This is a genomic window from Pseudomonas sp. DWP2-2 (assembly GCF_049897065.1).
Classification (GTDB): Bacteria; Pseudomonadota; Gammaproteobacteria; order Pseudomonadales; family Pseudomonadaceae; genus Aquipseudomonas; species Aquipseudomonas paracarnis.
The window spans coordinates 128,721-147,357 of record NZ_JAFCVN010000010.1 but is presented as its reverse complement, the minus strand read 5'-3'; the positions used below and the strand labels follow the sequence as shown (position 1 = coordinate 147,357).

The following is an 18,637-nucleotide window of genomic DNA, read 5'->3' as shown; positions in this document are numbered from 1 at the left end:
CCCATGCCCAAAGGATTGATCCGCGCCGTAGGCGCCTTGTTGACCGCCCTTGCTTTGTACAGCTTGCTGGGCTTTCTGATATTACCCGGCATCGCCCTTCGCATTGCCAACCAACAGTTGGCCAATTACGCCACGGTGCCGTCGCGAATCGAGCGCATCGAGCTCAACCCCTTCAGCCTGGAACTGACGCTGTGGGGCCTGAAGATCGGCGAGCCAGGCAAAGAGCAAGTAGGTTTCGAACGCCTCTACGCCAACCTGCAGATCGACAGCCTCTGGACCCGCGCCCTGCACCTGGCCGATGTGCAACTGGACAAGCCCAAGACCGAACTGCTGTTCGACAAGTCCGGCCAACTGAACCTGGCGCAGTTGTTCAAACTGCCACCGAGCGAGCCAACCCCGGCCGATCCCGATGCCAAGCCGTTCCCACTGCGTATCGACAGCATCAAGCTGGCGGGCGGCAACCTGCACTTCCAGGACCTACGCCCCAGCGAGCCCATCGAATTCCTCTACGACGAACTCGACTTCGAGCTGAAAAACCTGAGCACCTTGCCTGACGACAATGCCGACATGACGCTGGTCGCCGCCGGCCCCGAAGGTGGCCAGATCGACTGGAAAGGCAACTTCAGCCTGGTACCGATCACCTCCGAAGGCACCTTGAAGGTGACCGACGGCAAAATGAAAGCCTGGTGGCCGTATGTACGTGACGCCCTGCCACTGGTGCTGGAAGACGGGGTGCTCAACTTCAGCACTGACTACAAATTCAGCCTGGCCAAAGAAACCGAGCTGAACCTGACCAACACCGCCGCCAGCATCGCCCCCTTTGCTATAAAGGCCCCCGATGGCCGGCCACTGGCGCGCCTGGAGCGCCTGGACGTCAGCGAAACCACGGTAGACCTGGCCAAGCAGCAGGTCATTGTCGGTAAGATCCGCAGCAACAAGCTGGAAACCTGGGCCGCCCGTGAGGCCGATGGTCAACTGGATTGGCAGAAGCTGTTCGCCAGCCAACCGAGCAAACCGGCCAAGACTCCGGAACCAATCGCTGCCGACGCGCCGTCGGCGCAACCGGCGGTCCCGAGCAAGCCGTGGCAAGTGCTGCTCAAGGACGTGCAACTGCGTAACTATCAGGTGCACTTGGCCGACCGCCAGGCTAAACCTGCGGTCGCGCTGGAACTGGGCCCGTTGAATGTCGACGTACAGAACTTCGACAGCCTCAACCAGAGCCCCTTCGCCTTGAAGGTCGACACCGGCCTGGGCAAGCAAGGCAAGATCCAGGCAACCGGCGAAGTTAACCTCAACCCGGTCAGCGCCAAGCTGAAAGTGAACACCCAGGACATCGACCTGCGGGTCGCCCAGGCCTATATCAGCCCGTTTATTCGCCTGGAATTGCGCAGCGGCATGCTCGGCAGCAACCTGGACGTAAACCTCAAAAGCACCGAGCCACTGGCCCTTCAGATCACCGGCCGCGCCCAGGTTGACCAGTTGCATACCCTGGACACCCTGAAGACCCGCGACTTCCTCAAGTGGCAGCGTCTGGTGCTAGAGGGCGTGAACTACCAGCACGGCCAAAGCCTGTCGATCGACAAGGTCAACCTGTTGCAGCCGTATGCGCGCTTCATGATCAACGAAGATCGCACCACTAACATCGACGACCTGCTGATTCCGCAGCCGGCCGACAGCGGCAGCAAGTCGGCAGCCAAACCTGCCGCTAGTAACGACAAGCCCCTGGGCATTCATATCGGGCAGATCGCGATCAACGACGGTTCGGCCAACTTTGCCGACTTCAGCCTCACCCCCAACTTTGCCACCGCGATTCAACAGCTCAACGGCCAGATTGGCACCATCGACAGTCGCCAGGCCAAACCGGCCAGCGTCGATATCAAGGGCAAGGTGGACCGTTACGCGCCAGTGACGATCAAAGGCAGCGTGAACCCGTTTGATCCGATGGCCGCGCTGGACATCGCCACCAGCTTCAAGCGTGTCGAGCTCACCAACCTGACGCCTTACTCGGGTAAATTCGCAGGCTTCCGCATCCGCAAGGGCCGCCTGAATCTCGATCTGCACTACGTGATCACCAAAGGCCAGTTGAAGGCTGAAAACAAAGTGGTGGTCGAGCAACTGCAGTTGGGTGAAAAAGTCGACAGCTCTGATGCCGTCGACTTACCGATTCGCCTGGCCGTCGCCCTGCTCAAGGACTCCGATGGCAAGATCTCCATCGAACTGCCGGTAAGCGGCGACCTGAACAACCCGCAATTCAGCGTGATGCCGATTGTGTGGCAAACCCTGCGCAACCTCGTGGTGCGCGCGGCAACCGCGCCCTTCAAGTTCATTGGCGGGCTGGTCACTGGTGGCGGCTCTGAAGACTTGGGCAATGTGTCGTTCGCCGCTGGCTCCAGTGAACTGAACAAAGACGCCGAAGGCGCTCTGAACACCCTGGCCAAGGCGCTGAAAGAGCGCCCTGCCCTGCGCCTGGAAATTGAAGGCACAGCCGCCGCCAGCAGCGACGGGCCGTTCCTGGCCGCACAGCGACTGGAACGTGAATACCAATACAACTATTACAAGATCCTCCAGCGCCGTGGCGACAAAGTGCCAGCCCAGGCCTCGTTGCTTGAGGTACCGGAGAAGGAAAAAGCACCATTGCTGGAAGGCATCTACCGCACCCGCCTCAAACAGCAACCCCCGGCCGAATGGAAAGACCTGGGCAGCGATGAGCGCTCGGCGAAGCTCAAGGACGGTGTGATCAAGTTCTGGAGTGGCAGTGACGTGCTACTGCGCCAGTTGGGGCAGGACCGAGCCAGCACGATCAAGGATTACCTGGTGGACAAGGGCCAGTTGGAAGATGACCGCGTGTACTTCATCGATGCGCAGCTGGGGCAGGCCGAGAAAGATGGCCGAGTGATCACTCCAATGCACCTGGACGCTGAGTAACTTCTAAGCACCGCCCATCCTAATGTGGGAGCTGGCTTGCCTGCGATAGCATCACCTCGGTGCAACTGAATGACCGAGGTGCCAGCATCGCAGGCAAGCCAGCTCCCACATTTTTTTGACCTGATCATTCTGTTTCAGCCTGAAATAGAACAGGCCCCGACACAAGTGCCGGGGCCTGTAATGACCACATCCGTGTGGCCGGTCGCATGAACTCCAGAGGTGCGTCAGGTGGATATCTAACTCACCCTAAGCCGCCGCTATTCAGTTCAAACGAAACGTCAGCGTTACTCTGCTTTCAGGCCGTCGGCCGATACAGCTTTAACGCCTTTGATTTTCTTGGTGATCGCTACAGCCGTTTCTTTCTGCGAAGCGGTCACAGCGGTAGGCGACGACAGGGATACAACACCTTTGTTGGTTTCAACCTTGATGTCGGTGCCAGGAATGCCTTTTTCAGTTACCAGGTCAGCCTTCACTTTGGTAGTGATCCAGGTATCGCTGGTGGTCTCTTTAGCGTCGTGGGCAGCGCCTTTGGTTTTGTCGATGCCGTCAGCTTTGGTAGCGCCGCCAGCCAGCAGGCCGTCAGCAGAAACCGCAGTCACACCTTTGATTTTCTTGGTGATGGCTACAGCAGTGGCTTTCTGCGAATCCGAGATAGCGACGTCGGAGGACAGGGAAACCACACCTTTGTTGGTCTCAACCTTGATGTCCGAACCTGGAATGCCTTTTTCGGTCAGCAGGTCAGCTTTGACTTTAGTGGTGATCCAAGTATCCGAAACGCTTTCCTTAGCCTTGGTCGCTTCACCCGCCGCCAAAGTCATAGGGGCTTGGGAAGTCTGAGCAAAGGCTACGTTAGCACCCATGGCCAGGGTCAGAGCGGTAGCAGTAGCGAGAGCGAACTTCTTCATACGAGTAACTCCTGTTTTATTAAAAGTCTGCAGGCGTAAACCTTCATGCTGCAGCGCTACCAGGGATATTGCAGGCAGTGTGCCAACTCGCCGAACGGATTAAATTCCTTAATAAACAACGAGTTATGAAATCTATGAATTTTCGAAATCGTGCAACTTGCATGAAGCCCGTCGTGCCTGCATGCAAGTTGCGGCTTTTGGGCGACGCTAAACAGCTGATTCTGCTTCATTTTCTCGCGCCCATAAAAAAAGGACTCCGAGGAGTCCTTTTTTCAGCGTGAAGCCTGCGGGTGATTAAACGCCCGAAGCCTTGGCTGCTGCTACGTCCTTGATGGACAGCTTGATACGGCCGCGGTTGTCCACGTCCAGTACCAGCACTTCCACTTCCTGGCCTTCTTTCAGAATGTCGGTCACTTTCTCAACACGAGCATCGCTCAGCATGGAGATGTGAACCAGACCGTCTTTGCCCGGGAGGATGTTGACGAACGCGCCGAAGTCGACGATGCGCTCAACCTTACCAACGTAGATCTTGCCGATCTCAGCCTCAGCGGTGATACCCAGGACGCGCTGGCGTGCTGCTTCAGCCGCTTCCTTGGTTTCGCCGAAGATCTTGATCGAACCGTCGTCTTCGATGTCGATCGAAGCCTTGGTCTCTTCACAGATCGCACGGATGGTCGCGCCGCCTTTACCGATGACATCACGGATTTTGTCGGTGTCGATTTTCATCGCGATCATGGTCGGAGCATTTTCCGACAGTTCGGTGCGGGACTGACCAATGATCTGGTTCATCTGGCCGAGGATGTTCAGGCGCGCTTCCAGGGCTTGGCCCAGGGCGATTTCCATGATCTCTTCGGTGATGCCTTTGATCTTGATGTCCATCTGCAGCGCGGTCACACCTTTGGCGGTACCGGCTACTTTGAAGTCCATGTCGCCCAGGTGGTCTTCGTCACCCAGGATGTCGGTCAGGATGGCGAACTTCTCGCCTTCTTTAACCAGGCCCATGGCGATACCGGCAACCGGCGCCTTCATTGGCACACCGGCGTCCATCAGAGCCAGGGAAGCACCGCAGACCGAAGCCATGGAGCTGGAACCGTTGGACTCGGTGATTTCCGATACGACACGGATGGTGTACGGGAACACGTCAGCGGCAGGCAGCATGGCCTGAACCGAACGACGGGCCAGACGGCCGTGACCGATTTCGCGACGACCTGCACCGCCCATACGACCACACTCGCCCACCGAGAACGGAGGGAAGTTGTAGTGCAGCATGAAGGGGTCTTTTTTCTCGCCTTCCAGGGTGTCCAGCAGTTGTGCATCACGGGCAGTACCCAGGGTCGCAACGACCAGTGCCTGGGTTTCGCCACGGGTGAACAGCGCCGAACCGTGAGTCTTCGGCAGAACGCCGACTTCGATGTTCAGCGGACGCACGGTGCGGGTGTCGCGACCGTCGATACGTGGCTTGCCGTTAACGATGTTTTCGCGAACGGTGCGGTATTCGATCTCACCGAAAGCAGCTTTGACTTCGCTGGAAGAAGGCTGGCCTTCTTCGCCGGACAGCTTGGCGACGACCTGGTCCTTCAGCTCACCCAGGCGAGCATAACGGTCGGCCTTGACGGTGATGGTGTAGGCGTCGGAGATGGCAGCGCCGAACTCGGAGCGGATAGCGCCCAGCAGTTCGGTGGCTTCCGGGGCAGCAGCCCAGGTCCAGGTCGGCTTGGCAGCTTCGGCAGCCAATTCTTTAACCGCGTTGATCACAACCTGGAACTCGTCGTGAGCAAACAGTACGGCACCCAGCATCTGGTCTTCGGTCAGCTCTTTGGCTTCCGATTCAACCATCAATACGGCTTCGGACGTACCGGCAACGACCATGTCCAGGCTCGAGGCTTTCTGTTGCTCGTAAGTCGGGTTCAGCAGGTAGCCGGTGCTTTCGTGGAACGCAACGCGGGCAGCGCCGATCGGGCCATCGAAAGGAATACCGGAGATGGCCAGGGCAGCCGAGGTACCGATCATCGCAGCGATGTCCGGATCGGTCTTCTTGCTGGTGGAAACGACGGTGCAGACAACCTGCACTTCGTTCATGAAGCCTTCTGGGAACAGCGGACGGATCGGACGGTCGATCAGTCGGGAAGTCAGGGTTTCTTTCTCGGAAGGACGGCCTTCGCGCTTGAAGAAACCGCCAGGGATCTTACCGGCAGCGTAAGTCTTTTCCTGGTAGTGAACGGACAGAGGGAAGAAGCCCTTGCTCGGGTCAGCGGTCTTGGCGCCAACAACGGTCACCAATACGGTCACGTCGTCGTCAACGGTAACCAGCACTGCGCCGGAGGCTTGACGGGCGATACGGCCTGTCTCGAGGGTAACGGTCGACTGACCGAACTGGAATTTTTTGATAACCGGGTTCACGGTGTCCTACCTTCTTTGTGGCTCTTGGGGGAACTTGTCTTCTTGCGAAATTCTTGGGCAATGCCGGGAATCGGCCCGACGCTCGTCCAGGGTAAAACGTGTATCCAGATAAAACTTGAGGCTGGGAGCCTACCACGGGCCAACGGGAATCCCGATGACACGCGGCAGACAACCAACCTCTAGCGCAATCGCTTATTAGCGACGCAGACCCAGGCGACCGATCAGAGTCTGATAACGACCCAGATCCTTGCCTTTCAGGTAGTCCAGCAGCTTACGGCGCTGGTTTACCATGCGGATCAGACCACGACGGGAGTGGTGGTCTTTACCGTTGGCCTTGAAGTGACCTTGCAGTTTGTTGATGTTGTGGGTCAGCAGTGCAACTTGCACTTCTGGCGAACCAGTGTCACCAACAGCTTGCTGATAGTCAGCTACGATTTGTGCTTTTTCTTGAACGTCGAGAGCCATGAGGCAATCCTTTTTTCAGGAAACCACCCAAAGGGCAGTTTCAACAGGCCAGGGACAAATCCCTGTATCTAAAAATGAGTGTTGACCATGCCTGTTAACAGCCACACTCGTTCGGTCATTCTGACCGAATCAGCCGACGCGGCGCGATGCGCCCGTCTTCGCTCACTTCACCGATACCGATAAAGCGACCGTTATGATCCTGTACTCGCACCATGCCGAACTTCGGGGCATCCGGGGCGCGTACCGGCTGGCCGTTGAGCCAGTAGAACGCGCTGTGCTCCGAAAAGTGCAGCAATGGCCAATCCAGCAAACCGCTGTCCGATGGCATGAGGAAGCGATCAACCGCTTCATTGCCGCCCTCGGCGTGTACCGCTTCCAACTCTTCCAGCGTGACCGTCTGGGCCAGGCTGAAAGGCCCGGCCTGTGTGCGTCGCAGTTCTGCAACGTACGCGCCACAGCCAAGTTGCTCACCAATATCTTCCACCAGGGTACGGATATAGGTGCCTTTGCTGCAGTCCACGGCCAAACGGGCAGTGTCGCCTTCACAAGCGAGCAATTCCAAGCGCGCAATAGTAACAGAACGCGGTTCGCGCTCCACTACTTCGCCCGCACGTGCCAGCTTGTAAAGTGGCTGGCCATCGCGCTTGAGTGCCGAGTACATCGGCGGTATCTGACTGATTTGCCCACGAAAAGCGGGTAAGGCAGCTTCGATATCCGCACGACCAACGGTCACGTCGCGAACCTGCAAAACATCACCTTCGGCATCCGCCGTGGTGGTGGTCTTGCCCAGTTGCATCAGGGTTTCGTAACCCTTGTCGGAATCAAGCAGGTATTGCGAAAACTTGGTGGCCTCGCCAAAGCACAACGGCAATACACCGGTGGCCAATGGATCAAGGCTGCCGGTATGCCCGGCCTTCTCGGCATTGAGCAGCCAGCGCACCTTCTGCAACGCGGCATTGGAGGTAAAGCCAATGGGTTTGTCGAGCAGAATGATGCCACTGACGTTGCGACGGATACGTTTGACCTGAGCCACCGCTTACTCCTTGGCGTCTTCAGGTGTGGACGGATGCTGGCTGTCTTCAGCCACGGCGCGTTCGATCAATGCCGACAGGTGCGCGCCACGCACGACGCTTTCGTCGTAATGGAAGTGCAGCTGTGGAACGCTGCGCAGCTTCATTTCACGGGCCAACTGCATACGCAGGAAACCTGCGGCGGAGTTGAGCACCTTGATGCTTTGCGCGATTTCTTCGCTGTTGTCCTGCCCCATCACAGTGATGAAGATCTTGGCGTGACCCACGTCACGGCTCACTTCAACAGCGGTAATGGTGACCAGGCCAACGCGTGGGTCTTTGACTTCGCGGCGGATCAGTTGGGCCAGCTCACGCTGCATCTGATCGCCGATACGCTGGGTACGGCTGTATTCTTTTGCCATGTCTTGTTACCTGTTACTGCCACACGGTGAAACCCGTGGGGTCTGAAAGCGGCAAACGCCCGGCCTGACAAAAGCCAGACCGGGCGTTGCGTTTAGAGTCCTGACGCTACGCGGGGCATCTGCATGCCCACACGCTGCGCGGCTCCTGAAGTGCGCGAGTTAGAGGCTGCGAGCAACCTGAACCTTCTCGAAGACTTCGATCTTGTCGCCAACCTTGACGTCGTTGTAGCTCTTGACGCCGATACCGCATTCCATGCCGGCACGTACTTCGGCAGCGTCATCCTTGAAGCGGCGCAGGGATTCCAGCTCGCCTTCGAAGATAACGATGTCTTCACGCAGTACACGGATTGGACGGTTACGGTACACAGTGCCTTCAACCACCATGCAGCCGGCGATCGCACCGAATTTCGGCGAGCGGAACACGTCACGCACCTCGGCGATACCCAGGATGTTCTCCCGGACGTCGCTGCCAAGCATACCGGTAAGTGCTTTCTTGACGTCTTCGATGATGTCGTAGATGACGTTGTAGTAACGCATGTCCAGGCCTTCCTGCTCGACGATCTTGCGAGCGCCAGCATCGGCACGCACGTTGAAGCCGAACAGTACAGCGTTGGAAGCCAGTGCCAGGTTGGCGTCGGATTCGGTGATACCACCGACACCGCCACCGACAACGCGCACTTGCACTTCGTCGTTACCCAGGCCGTTCAAGGCGCCGTTCAACGCTTCGAGGGAACCACGAACGTCAGACTTGAGGACGATGTTAAGCGTCTTCTTCTCTTCCTGGCCCATGTTCTCGAAGATGTTTTCCAGCTTGCCGGCGTGAGCACGGGCCAGCTTGACCTCGCGGAACTTGCCTTGACGGAACAGAGCCACTTCACGGGCTTTCTTCTCATCAGCCACTACGCTCATCTCGTCGCCAGCGTCCGGCGTACCGTCCAGGCCGAGAATCTCGACTGGGATAGCAGGACCTGCTTCCTTGATTGGCTTGCCGTTCTCGTCGAGCATGGCACGTACACGGCCGTAGTTCGAACCGACCAGTACCATGTCGCCTTGGCGCAGGGTACCGTCTTGGACCAGCACGGTGGCAACCGGGCCACGGCCCTTGTCGAGACGGGACTCAACCACGACGCCACGGCCAGGAGCCGATGGAGTAGCGGTCAGTTCCAGGACTTCGGCTTGCAACAGGACCGCTTCGAGCAGTTCGTCAACGCCGGTACCCATTTTCGCCGAGACCGATACGAATGGCGTCTCGCCACCCCATTCCTCGGACGTCACGCCGTGAACCGACAGTTCGCTACGGATGCGATCGAGATCGGCGCCCGGCTTGTCGATTTTGTTCACGGCAACGACCAGAGGAACACCGGCAGCCTTGGCGTGCTGGACAGCTTCAATGGTCTGCGGCATTACGCCGTCGTCCGCTGCAACCACCAGGATCACGATGTCGGTCGCCTTGGCACCACGGGCACGCATTGCGGTAAACGCGGCGTGACCTGGGGTGTCGAGGAAGGTGACCATGCCGCGCTCGGTTTCAACGTGGTATGCACCGATGTGCTGGGTAATACCACCGGCTTCGCCTGCGGCAACCTTGGCACGACGGATGTAGTCGAGCAGGGAAGTCTTACCGTGGTCAACGTGGCCCATTACGGTCACGACCGGCGCACGGGAAACCGCTTCACCTTCAAACTTCAGGGACTCGGCCAGGGAATCTTCCAGGGCGGTGTCGCTGACCAGGGTCACTTTGTGGCCCAGCTCTTCAGCAACCAACTGGGCAGTTTCCTGGTCCAGTACCTGGTTGATGGTGGCTGGAGTGCCCAGCTTGAACATGAACTTGATGATTTCAGCAGCCTTGACCGACATTTGCTGGGCCAGATCGCCCACAGTGATGGTCTCGCCGATCTTCACTTCACGCACGACAGGGCCGGTTGGGCTCTGGAAACCGTGGGCGTTGCGCTTCTTCAGCTTGGCCTTGCCGCGACCACCACGACGGAAGCCATCGCTTTCTTCGTCGGTGGTACGTGGGGCAACGCGTGGCGCAGGCGCTTTCTCTTTGACCGAGGCGCGGTGCGGAGCGTTTTTACGCTCGCCATCGCCACCACCACCGCGACGATTGTTGTCGTCAGCACGTGGTTTGTCCGGACGACGAGGCTCGTCGCGCTTGCGGGCGTCTGCTGCAGGAGCAGGTGCGGCGGCAGCCGGGGCAGCCTCACGCACAGCTTCAACAGGGGCGGCGACCGCGTCAGTGGCAGCAGGTTGCGCAGCAGCAGGCTGGCGACGCGCTTCTTCTTCGGCGCGACGCTTGGCTTCTTCTTCAGCCTTCTGACGTGCAGCATTTTCTACTGCGCGACGTTCTTCCAGCTCGCGTTTGCGCTCGGCTTCGATTTCTTCCGGGCTGCGCTGTACGAAGACTTTCTTCTTGCGTACTTCAACGCTGATGCTCTTGCTACCTGCAACCCGCAGGGTGCTGGTGGTTTTGCGCTGCAATGTAATCTTGCGCGGTTCTTCCACTTTCGCCTTGTGGCTGCTCTTCAAGTGAGTCAGCAAAGACTGCTTCTCACTATCGCTCACACCTTCATCGGCGGCGGTGTGCGGCAGACCTGCCTCACGCATCTGCTGCAACAGGCGCTCTACCGGTGTTTTGACCTCATCGGCCAGTTGTTTCACCGTGACTTGCGTCATGCACTTCTCTCCTCAGGCCGCGCCTAATTACTCGAACCAATGGGCTCGGGCGGCCATGATCAACTTGCCGGCACGATCTTCGTCAATGCCGTCGATGTCGAGCAGATCGTCAATAGACTGCTCGGCCAGGTCTTCGCGGGTAATTACGCCGCGCACCGCCAGTTCCATCGCCAAATCCTTGTCCATACCCTCAAGCGAGAGCAGGTCTTCGGCCGGATGGGCGTCTGCCAGCTTTTCCTCAGTAGCGATGGCTTTAGTCAACAAACGATCCTTGGCCCGAGCGCGGAGCTCGTTGACGATATCCTCGTCAAAGCCGTCGATGTTGAGCATTTCTTCCAACGGTACGTAGGCAATCTCTTCCAGGCTGGTGAAGCCTTCATCTACCAGCACCTGTGCCAGTTCTTCATCGACTTCCAACTCTTCGATGAAGTTGCGCAGGATGTCACCGGTTTCAGCTTGCTGCTTAGCCTGGATGTCCGATTCGGTCATCACGTTCAGGGTCCAGCCGGTCAGTTGGCTGGCCAGACGCACGTTCTGACCACCACGACCAATGGCCTGAGCCAGATTGTCTGCGCCAACGGCGATGTCCATTGCATGGGCATCTTCGTCAACGATAATTGCCGCCACTTCAGCTGGCGACATGGCGTTGATCACGAACTGCGCCGGGTTATCGTCCCACAGGACGATGTCCACACGCTCACCGCCCAATTCGCCCGACACTGCCTGGACGCGCGAACCGCGCATACCGATGCAAGCGCCTTGCGGGTCGATGCGTTTGTCCTTGGAGCGGACCGCGATCTTGGCACGCGAACCCGGGTCACGGGACGCAGCCATCACTTCGATCAGGCCTTCGGCGATTTCCGGCACTTCGATACGGAACAGCTCGATCAGCATTTCCGGCGCGGTACGCGACAGGATCAACTGCGGGCCGCGGTTCTCGGTGCGGATTTCCTTGAGCAGCGCACGCAGACGCACGCCGACACGGAAGGTTTCGCGAGAGATGATGTCTTCGCGGGCCAGCAACGCTTCGGCGTTGTTGCCCAGGTCGACGATCACGTTGTCGCGGGTAACTTTTTTCACGGTGCCAGAGATGATTTCACCCAGGCGCTCGCGATAGGCGTCAACGACTTGAGCGCGCTCGGCTTCGCGAACCTTCTGCACAATGACCTGCTTGGCGGTCTGTGCAGCAATACGGCCGAATTCGATCGACTCGATCTTTTCTTCGACAACATCGCCAACCTGAGCGCCCGGATGCGTTTGCGCAACCTTGCTTGGCCAGGTTTCGATGGCCGGATCATCAAGATCGTCCTCTTCGACCACCGTCCAGCGACGGAAAGTCTCATAGGCACCGGTGTGGCGGTTGATTTCCACACGCAGATCTACTTCGTCTTCAAAACGTTTCTTGGTAGCAGTGGCCAGGGCCAGCTCCAACGCTTCAAAAATCACGCTTGCCGGTACACCCTTTTCATTGGATACCGACTCAACAACCAGCAGTACTTCTTTGCTCATCGTACGCCTCGCCTTTCGCAAGCCATTGGATCCGCGGGATCCGCGTCTCAGTCAAAACTGGGAATAATGTTGGCCTTGTCGATCATATCGATCGGCAACAGGAACTCGTGGTCTTCTACCTGCACCACGACATCCTGCTCTTCTACACCGCGCAGAAGGCCCTGAAAGTTGCGTCGCCCTTCAAAGGGGGAGCGCAGCTTGATCTTCACTTGTTCACCGGCATATTTAGCAAACTGCTCGATAGTGAACAGTGGGCGTTCCATGCCTGGCGAGGAAACTTCAAGGGTGTATTCAACGGAGATTGGATCTTCAACATCCAGCACACCGCTGATCTGACGGCTGACAATGGCACAATCGTCCACCAGCACGCCGCCCTCTTTATCGATATAAACGCGCAACATTGAGTGGCGACCTTGAGCCGAAAACTCAATACCCCAGCATTCATAGCCTAGGGCCACGACCACCGGGGCCAACAAGGCCTGCAACTCTTCTAGCTTGCTCGACACCTGAACCCCCTCGTGCATGTATGTGCATGCTGTGCAAAATAAAAAAATGGGCGAAACGCCCATCCTTGAAACGCCGTCGAACAGCGGCGTTGAAAGTGTCCAGCTAACAAAAAGCCCCTTAAAAGGGGCTCCGCTAAAACTGGTTGCGGGGGCCGGATTTGAACCGACGACCTTCGGGTTATGAGCCCGACGAGCTACCAGACTGCTCCACCCCGCGACAAAGCTGGGGCGGAAGTATACGACCGATCCCTTACAGGGTCAATGTAACCTTCCACCTACAAGAAAGCCCGCAACAGCGGGCTCTCCTGATAATTGGTACCGAGAAGGGGACTCGAACCCCTACACCCTATGGGCACAACCACCTCAAGGTTGCGTGTCTACCAATTCCACCACCTCGGCAATACAGCGTTTACAACCCTTCTTACTTCTGCTCTTGAGCTGGAGGTACGTCAGTCGCTGGAGTAGCCGACTTTTGCTCTTGAAGCACCGGGACATCATCAGAAGCCGGTTTTGCTTTTGGAACTTCCAACACTGCTGGGTTTGGCAAACCTACTTGAGTCAGCACATGAGCTTTCTCTTTAGCAAAGTAACCTAACCCTAAGCTGGTTATGAAGAAACCTGCGGCAAGTATAGCAGTAAACTTACTAAGAAAGGTAGAGGAACCTTGGCTTCCGAACACAGTATTTGAAGCACCTGCACCGAAAGACGCACCAGCATCCGCACCTTTACCCTGTTGCAACAAAACCAGAGCAACTACGCTCAGGGCAGCCAACAGATGAAAAACGACTACGACTGTTTCCAGCATTTTTTCAGTTTCCCGCGGCGCGACAGATCGCACCGAACTCATCTGCATTCAGGGAAGCTCCACCAATGAGCCCCCCATCGATATCCGGCATGCCGAACAGTTCGACCGCATTGGCCGCCTTCACGCTGCCGCCGTATAGAAGCCGCACACCTTGTGCGACTTCAGAATTCTCTGCCGCCAACTGCGCGCGGATGGCTGCGTGCACATCCTGCGCCTGTTGCGGTGTAGCAGTCAGCCCGGTGCCAATGGCCCAGACCGGCTCGTAAGCAATGACCGCCTTTGCAAATGCACCAACACCCAGCTCCTCGATGATGCTGCCCAGCTGACGCGAGACAACTTCAAGAGTCTTGCCCGATTCGCGCTGTTCAAGGGTCTCCCCTATGCACAACACCGGAATCAAGCCACAAGCCTGTGCTGCGGCGAACTTGCGGTTGAGCGTCCCATCTCGCTCGCCCATCATCTGGCGACGCTCGGAGTGCCCGACAAGCACATAGGAACAACCCGCATCAACCAGCTGACTCGGCGAAATCTCGCCGGTCAACGCACCTTGCATCGGTTCTACCGCAGAGTTCTGCGCGCCGACCTGAATCGACTTGCCCTTCAAGCCATCAACCACTTGGTTGATATGCAAGCAAGGCGGGAACACCGCGACGTCAACACCGCTAGGCAAGGCCAAGTGACGAAGGCCGTTGATCAGCTCAGCGACACTGGCGCGGGTACCGTGCATCTTCCAGTTACCAGCTACCATAGTGCGACGCATGCTGTACCCCGTCGGTCAAAGTGGGCGCAGATGTTACCCAACCACATCATCACTGGCAAGCCGAATTCAGGCGCAAACTTCAGTTACCAGTTTTGCCAGGTCTTCGGCATGGCCACGAACCTGTGTTTCGTCCTCACCTTCGACCATCACGCGCACCAGCGGCTCTGTGCCGGACTTGCGCAGCAAAACCCGCCCGCGCCCCGCCATTGCCTGGGTCACGCGCTCGCAAGCCTCTTTGACAGCAGGGTGCTCGATGGGGTTTTCGCCACCGGCAAAACGCACATTGAGCAGCACTTGCGGACACTTGCGCAGGGCTTGGCGCGCCTGGGCCAGGCTCTCCTCGCGGCGACGCAGGGCCAGCAGCACCTGTAGCGCGGCGATGATAGCGTCACCCGTGGTGGTGTGCTGGAAGCAAACCACGTGCCCGGAGTTCTCGCCGCCGACCAACCAGTTACGCTCCAGCAGCTCGGCGATCACGTAGCGGTCACCGACATTGGCGCGAATAAAGGGAATCCCCAGTTCTGCCAATGCCAATTCCAGCCCGAGATTACTCATCAGAGTGCCGACCACGCCACCTTGCAGCTTGTTACGCTCATGCAGGTCACGGGCAATGATGAACAACAGGTCATCACCATCCACGATCATGCCGGTGTGATCCACCATCAGGACACGGTCGCCATCGCCGTCAAAAGCGATGCCCAGGTCCGCATGCTCAGCCAGCACAGCAGCCTGCAGCTGCTCCATGTGGGTGGAACCGCAATTGTCGTTGATGTTCAAGCCGTTGGGCTGAGCCGACAGCACGGTGACCTGTGCGCCCAACTCCTTGAAGACGCTCGGCGCCACCTTGTAAGTCGCACCATGAGCGCAATCGACAACAATCTTCAAGCCTGCGAAATTGGTGCTGCTCGGAACGCTGCTTTTACAGAATTCGATATAGCGACCTGACGCGTCGTTAATGCGCGACACCTTGCCCAGCTTGCTCGACTCAACCACCGTCATCGGCGCATCCAGCAGTTCCTCGATCATCAACTCGATCTCGTCAGGCAGCTTGGTGCCCTGCCCCGAGAAAAACTTGATGCCGTTGTCATCATGAGGATTGTGGGAGGCGCTGATCACAATACCGGCTTCGGCGTGAAAGGTACGCGTGAGGTAAGCGATTGCCGGCGTGGGCATGGGGCCCAGCAGCATCACATCAGCCCCGGCGGCGGACAACCCGGCCTCCAGCGCAGACTCAAACATGTAGCCCGAAATACGGGTGTCCTTGCCCACCAGGATGCGACACGCGCCCATGCTGCGGAACGCCATGCCTGCCGCCCAACCCAGCTTGAGCATGAAATCAGGGGTGATCGGGAATTCGCCGACCCGACCACGAATGCCGTCGGTGCCAAAATATTTTTTAGTCATAAGTACTCCATCATTCTTATTCGGCTGATTCTACAGCAGCGAGCATGCGCACCACATCGACCGTTTCGGCGACATCATGCACACGCAAAATACGTGCGCCCTTGGTCACGGCAAGCGCCGCAAGCGCCAGGCCGCCATACAGGCGTTCGCCGACCGGGCGATTCAGGGCGAGCCCTATCATGCTCTTGCGCGACACACCGACCAACAGCGGGCGACCAAGGGCGTGCAGCGCTTCCATGTGTTTGAACAGGCTTAGATTGTGCTGCAGGGTCTTGGCAAAGCCAAACCCCGGATCGAGGATGATCTGCTCAGGCGCAATACCCACAGCCACACATTGGGCAATCCTCTCAGCAAGAAACCCACTCACCTCGCCGACCAGATCGTCGTAGTGCGGATTGTCCTGCATGTTGCCGGGCTCACCCAGCATATGCATCAGACAGACGGGCAGGCCCGTTGCGGCGGCCGCATCAAGGGCTCCATCACGCTGCAGCGAACGCACATCATTGATCAACCCAGCCCCCAGCCGCGCGGTTTCGCGCATCACTGCCGGGGTGGAGGTGTCTACCGAGATGATGACATCCAGCTCACGGGCAATACGTTCGACCACGGGCGCCACCCGCTCCAGCTCCTCCAAAGGAGAAACAACGCGGGCGCCGGGGCGGGTCGATTCCCCACCCACATCAATCAGCGTCGCACCGGCAGCCACCATCGCCTCGGCATGACGCAACGCGGCATCCAACTGGCTGAAGCGGCCACCATCGGAAAAGGAGTCAGGGGTTACATTGAGGATGCCCATGACATGCGTCCGGGCCAAATCAAGAACCCGGTTGCCGCAAGGCAACCGGGTAGAGGACAAAGCAGAAGTCATTTCAAACCTTAGTGATCAGCTGCCGGGCCGCCGATAGGCGTTTCAGGGCGCTCATTCTGCACCACAGGCGGAGTGCCTGAAGTACCCGAACCACCTTCCCAGTCGCGCGGCTCACGCGGCGTACGGCCCGACATGATGTCGTCGATCTGGTCGGCATCGATGGTTTCGTACTTCATCAACGCATCAGCCATGGCGTCCAGCTTGTCACGGTTGTCAGTCAGGATCTGCTTGGCCGTGCCGTAGCACTGGTCAATGATGCTGCGAACCTCGGAGTCGATCAGCTTGGCTGTCTCACCCGAGAAGCTGGCGCTTTGCCCACCGCCGCCACGGCCGAGGAACACTTCGCCTTCTTCTTCGGCGTACATCAATGGGCCGAGTTTTTCCGACAAGCCCCACTTGGTCACCATGTTTCGTGCGATCTGGCTGGCACGCATGATGTCATTGGAGGCACCAGTGGTCACACCGTCGAAGCCAAGGGTCATTTCTTCAGCAATACGGCCACCATACAGCGAGCAGATCTGGCTGATCAGCGCACGCTTGGAGAGGCTGTAACGATCCTCTTCCGGCAGGAACATCGTCACGCCCAGTGCCCGACCACGGGGAATGATCGACACTTTGTAGACGGGGTCATGCTCTGGCACAACGCGACCTACAATGGCGTGGCCGGCCTCGTGATAAGCGGTGTTCTGCTTCTCTTTCTCGGACATGACCATGGATTTGCGCTCGGCGCCCATCATGATCTTGTCTTTCGCCAATTCGAACTCTTTCATCTCAACGATGCGCTTGCCAGTACGGGCAGCGAACAGCGAAGCCTCGTTCACCAGGTTCGCCAAATCAGCACCGGAGAAACCGGGAGTACCACGGGCGATCACAGCCGGAGCTACGTCGTCACCCATTGGCACCTTGCGCATGTGCACTTTCAGGATCTGCTCACGACCGCGGATATCCGGCAGGCCGACCACAACCTGGCGGTCGAAACGGCCCGGACGCAGCAACGCAGGGTCCAGCACGTCCGGACGGTTGGTTGCGGCGATGACGATAATGCCGTCATTCATCTCGAAACCATCCATCTCTACCAGCAACTGGTTGAGGGTCTGCTCACGCTCATCGTGACCGCCACCCATGCCAGCGCCACGATGGCGACCAACGGCATCGATTTCGTCGATGAAGATGATGCATGGCGCGTGCTTCTTGGCCTGCTCGAACATATCGCGAACACGGCTGGCGCCAACGCCGACAAACATTTCGACAAAGTCAGAACCGGAAATCGTGAAGAAAGGCACCTTGGCTTCGCCGGCAATCGCCTTGGCCAGCAAGGTTTTACCGGTACCCGGTGGGCCCACCATCAGCACACCGCGAGGAATACGGCCACCCAGGCGCTGGAACTTGCCCGGATCACGCAGGAACTCGACCAACTCACCGACTTCTTCCTTGGCTTCGTCGCAACCCGCAACGTCAGCCAGGGTGGTCTTCACCTGGTCTTCGGAGAGCAGGCGCGCCTTGCTCTTGCCGAAGCTCATCGGCCCGCCCTTGCCTCCCGCACCACCTTGCATCTGGCGCATGAAGAACATGAACACGGCGATAATCACCAGGATCGGGAAGCTGGCCACCAGGAGCTGGGTCCAGATGCTTTGCTGTTCAGGCTGCTTGCCTTCCACAATGACCTTGTTATCCACCAGGTCACCGATGAGACCGTTGTCCTGAATGGCAGGACGAATGGTCTTGAAGCTGTCGCCATCGTTGCGCTTACCGGTAATCACGTAGCCATCAACCGCTACGCGCTCGACCTTGCCATCCTTAACTTGCTGGATGAAGTCGGAATAGTTGAGGGTCTGCGGCTCGTTAGGGCTGGAGAAGTTGTTCATCACCGTCACCAGGACAGCCGCGATGATCAACCACAGGATCAGATTCTTTGCCATATCGTTCAATTAACTACCCTCTGAAGCAAGCTCCGCTACTGGCGCGCGCTTCGCATGATATTC

Annotated in this window: 14 protein-coding genes and 2 tRNA genes; 1 reads left to right on the top strand and 15 read right to left on the bottom strand. The window is 58.1% G+C overall.

Annotated elements, in window-relative coordinates:
- The first annotated feature begins 3 nt into the window (after positions 1 to 3).
- On the top strand, positions 4 to 2,925 hold the full coding sequence (locus ACP7CZ_RS20880) for a DUF748 domain-containing protein (RefSeq protein WP_060772868.1): 2,922 nt from the start codon (positions 4 to 6) through the stop codon (positions 2,923 to 2,925).
- 284 nt (positions 2,926 to 3,209) lie between these two features.
- On the opposite strand, the gene ACP7CZ_RS20875 is transcribed toward ACP7CZ_RS20880, so the two are convergent.
- From ACP7CZ_RS20875 to ftsH, 15 genes are all read right to left on the bottom strand, one after another.
- Positions 3,210 to 3,830: a BON domain-containing protein gene (locus tag ACP7CZ_RS20875; protein WP_034127006.1), complete on the bottom strand. Its 621-nt coding sequence runs from the start codon at positions 3,828 to 3,830 to the stop codon at positions 3,210 to 3,212.
- A 294-nt stretch (positions 3,831 to 4,124) separates the two neighbouring features.
- On the bottom strand, positions 4,125 to 6,230 hold the full coding sequence (gene pnp, locus ACP7CZ_RS20870) for a polyribonucleotide nucleotidyltransferase (protein ID WP_003194180.1): 2,106 nt from the start codon (positions 6,228 to 6,230) through the stop codon (positions 4,125 to 4,127).
- Positions 6,231 to 6,425: 195 nt separating this feature from the next.
- Positions 6,426 to 6,695, bottom strand: coding sequence for a 30S ribosomal protein S15 (gene rpsO / locus ACP7CZ_RS20865; RefSeq protein ID WP_003177875.1), 270 nt, complete (start codon positions 6,693 to 6,695; stop codon positions 6,426 to 6,428).
- Positions 6,696 to 6,810: 115 nt separating this feature from the next.
- Positions 6,811 to 7,728: a tRNA pseudouridine(55) synthase TruB gene (gene truB / locus ACP7CZ_RS20860; protein WP_027605370.1), complete on the bottom strand. Its 918-nt coding sequence runs from the start codon at positions 7,726 to 7,728 to the stop codon at positions 6,811 to 6,813.
- A 3-nt stretch (positions 7,729 to 7,731) separates the two neighbouring features.
- Positions 7,732 to 8,127 carry a 30S ribosome-binding factor RbfA gene (rbfA, locus tag ACP7CZ_RS20855; protein ID WP_003176137.1) on the bottom strand — a complete coding sequence of 132 codons (396 nt, stop codon included), beginning with the start codon at positions 8,125 to 8,127 and terminating at the stop codon, positions 7,732 to 7,734.
- 159 nt (positions 8,128 to 8,286) lie between these two features.
- Positions 8,287 to 10,803, bottom strand: coding sequence for a translation initiation factor IF-2 (gene infB, locus ACP7CZ_RS20850; RefSeq protein ID WP_003194185.1), 2,517 nt, complete (start codon positions 10,801 to 10,803; stop codon positions 8,287 to 8,289).
- A gap of 27 nt (positions 10,804 to 10,830) precedes the next feature.
- On the bottom strand, positions 10,831 to 12,312 hold the full coding sequence (nusA, locus tag ACP7CZ_RS20845; RefSeq protein ID WP_003194187.1) for a transcription termination factor NusA: 1,482 nt from the start codon (positions 12,310 to 12,312) through the stop codon (positions 10,831 to 10,833).
- Positions 12,313 to 12,359: 47 nt separating this feature from the next.
- Entirely contained in the window at positions 12,360 to 12,818 is a 459-nt protein-coding gene (gene rimP, locus ACP7CZ_RS20840; protein ID WP_032873230.1) for a ribosome maturation factor RimP, read from the bottom strand.
- A 140-nt stretch (positions 12,819 to 12,958) separates the two neighbouring features.
- Positions 12,959 to 13,035 (bottom strand) — tRNA-Met (locus ACP7CZ_RS20835).
- 96 nt (positions 13,036 to 13,131) lie between these two features.
- A tRNA-Leu gene (locus ACP7CZ_RS20830) sits at positions 13,132 to 13,217 on the bottom strand.
- Positions 13,218 to 13,239: 22 nt separating this feature from the next.
- Entirely contained in the window at positions 13,240 to 13,623 is a 384-nt protein-coding gene (gene secG / locus ACP7CZ_RS20825) for a preprotein translocase subunit SecG (protein WP_003194191.1), read from the bottom strand.
- 4 nt (positions 13,624 to 13,627) lie between these two features.
- Complete coding sequence (tpiA, locus tag ACP7CZ_RS20820; protein ID WP_003194193.1) at positions 13,628 to 14,383, bottom strand: triose-phosphate isomerase; 756 nt, start codon at positions 14,381 to 14,383, stop codon at positions 13,628 to 13,630.
- Between the two features lie 66 nt (positions 14,384 to 14,449).
- Positions 14,450 to 15,787 (bottom strand): phosphoglucosamine mutase, encoded by a 1,338-nt coding sequence (gene glmM / locus ACP7CZ_RS20815; protein ID WP_054917976.1) that lies wholly within the window; start codon positions 15,785 to 15,787, stop codon positions 14,450 to 14,452.
- A gap of 16 nt (positions 15,788 to 15,803) precedes the next feature.
- A complete protein-coding gene (folP, locus tag ACP7CZ_RS20810) occupies positions 15,804 to 16,655 on the bottom strand; it encodes a dihydropteroate synthase (protein WP_054898020.1) in 852 nt (283 codons plus the stop codon).
- A gap of 8 nt (positions 16,656 to 16,663) precedes the next feature.
- Complete coding sequence (gene ftsH / locus ACP7CZ_RS20805; RefSeq protein WP_034127004.1) at positions 16,664 to 18,574, bottom strand: ATP-dependent zinc metalloprotease FtsH; 1,911 nt, start codon at positions 18,572 to 18,574, stop codon at positions 16,664 to 16,666.
- Positions 18,575 to 18,637: the final 63 nt, after the last annotated feature.

Coding starts and splice junctions, on each gene's coding strand:
- ACP7CZ_RS20875 (WP_034127006.1), bottom strand. CDS start 3,830: ATGAAGAAGTTCGCTCTCGCTACTGCTACCGCTCTGACCCTGGCCATG.
- ACP7CZ_RS20880 (WP_060772868.1), top strand. CDS start 4: ATGCCCAAAGGATTGATCCGCGCCGTAGGCGCCTTGTTGACCGCCCTT.
- nusA (WP_003194187.1), bottom strand. CDS start 12,312: ATGAGCAAAGAAGTACTGCTGGTTGTTGAGTCGGTATCCAATGAAAAG.
- rpsO (WP_003177875.1), bottom strand. CDS start 6,695: ATGGCTCTCGACGTTCAAGAAAAAGCACAAATCGTAGCTGACTATCAG.
- tpiA (WP_003194193.1), bottom strand. CDS start 14,383: ATGCGTCGCACTATGGTAGCTGGTAACTGGAAGATGCACGGTACCCGC.
- folP (WP_054898020.1), bottom strand. CDS start 16,655: ATGACTTCTGCTTTGTCCTCTACCCGGTTGCCTTGCGGCAACCGGGTT.
- glmM (WP_054917976.1), bottom strand. CDS start 15,787: ATGACTAAAAAATATTTTGGCACCGACGGCATTCGTGGTCGGGTCGGC.
- infB (WP_003194185.1), bottom strand. CDS start 10,803: ATGACGCAAGTCACGGTGAAACAACTGGCCGATGAGGTCAAAACACCG.
- secG (WP_003194191.1), bottom strand. CDS start 13,623: ATGCTGGAAACAGTCGTAGTCGTTTTTCATCTGTTGGCTGCCCTGAGC.
- rbfA (WP_003176137.1), bottom strand. CDS start 8,127: ATGGCAAAAGAATACAGCCGTACCCAGCGTATCGGCGATCAGATGCAG.
- ftsH (WP_034127004.1), bottom strand. CDS start 18,574: ATGGCAAAGAATCTGATCCTGTGGTTGATCATCGCGGCTGTCCTGGTG.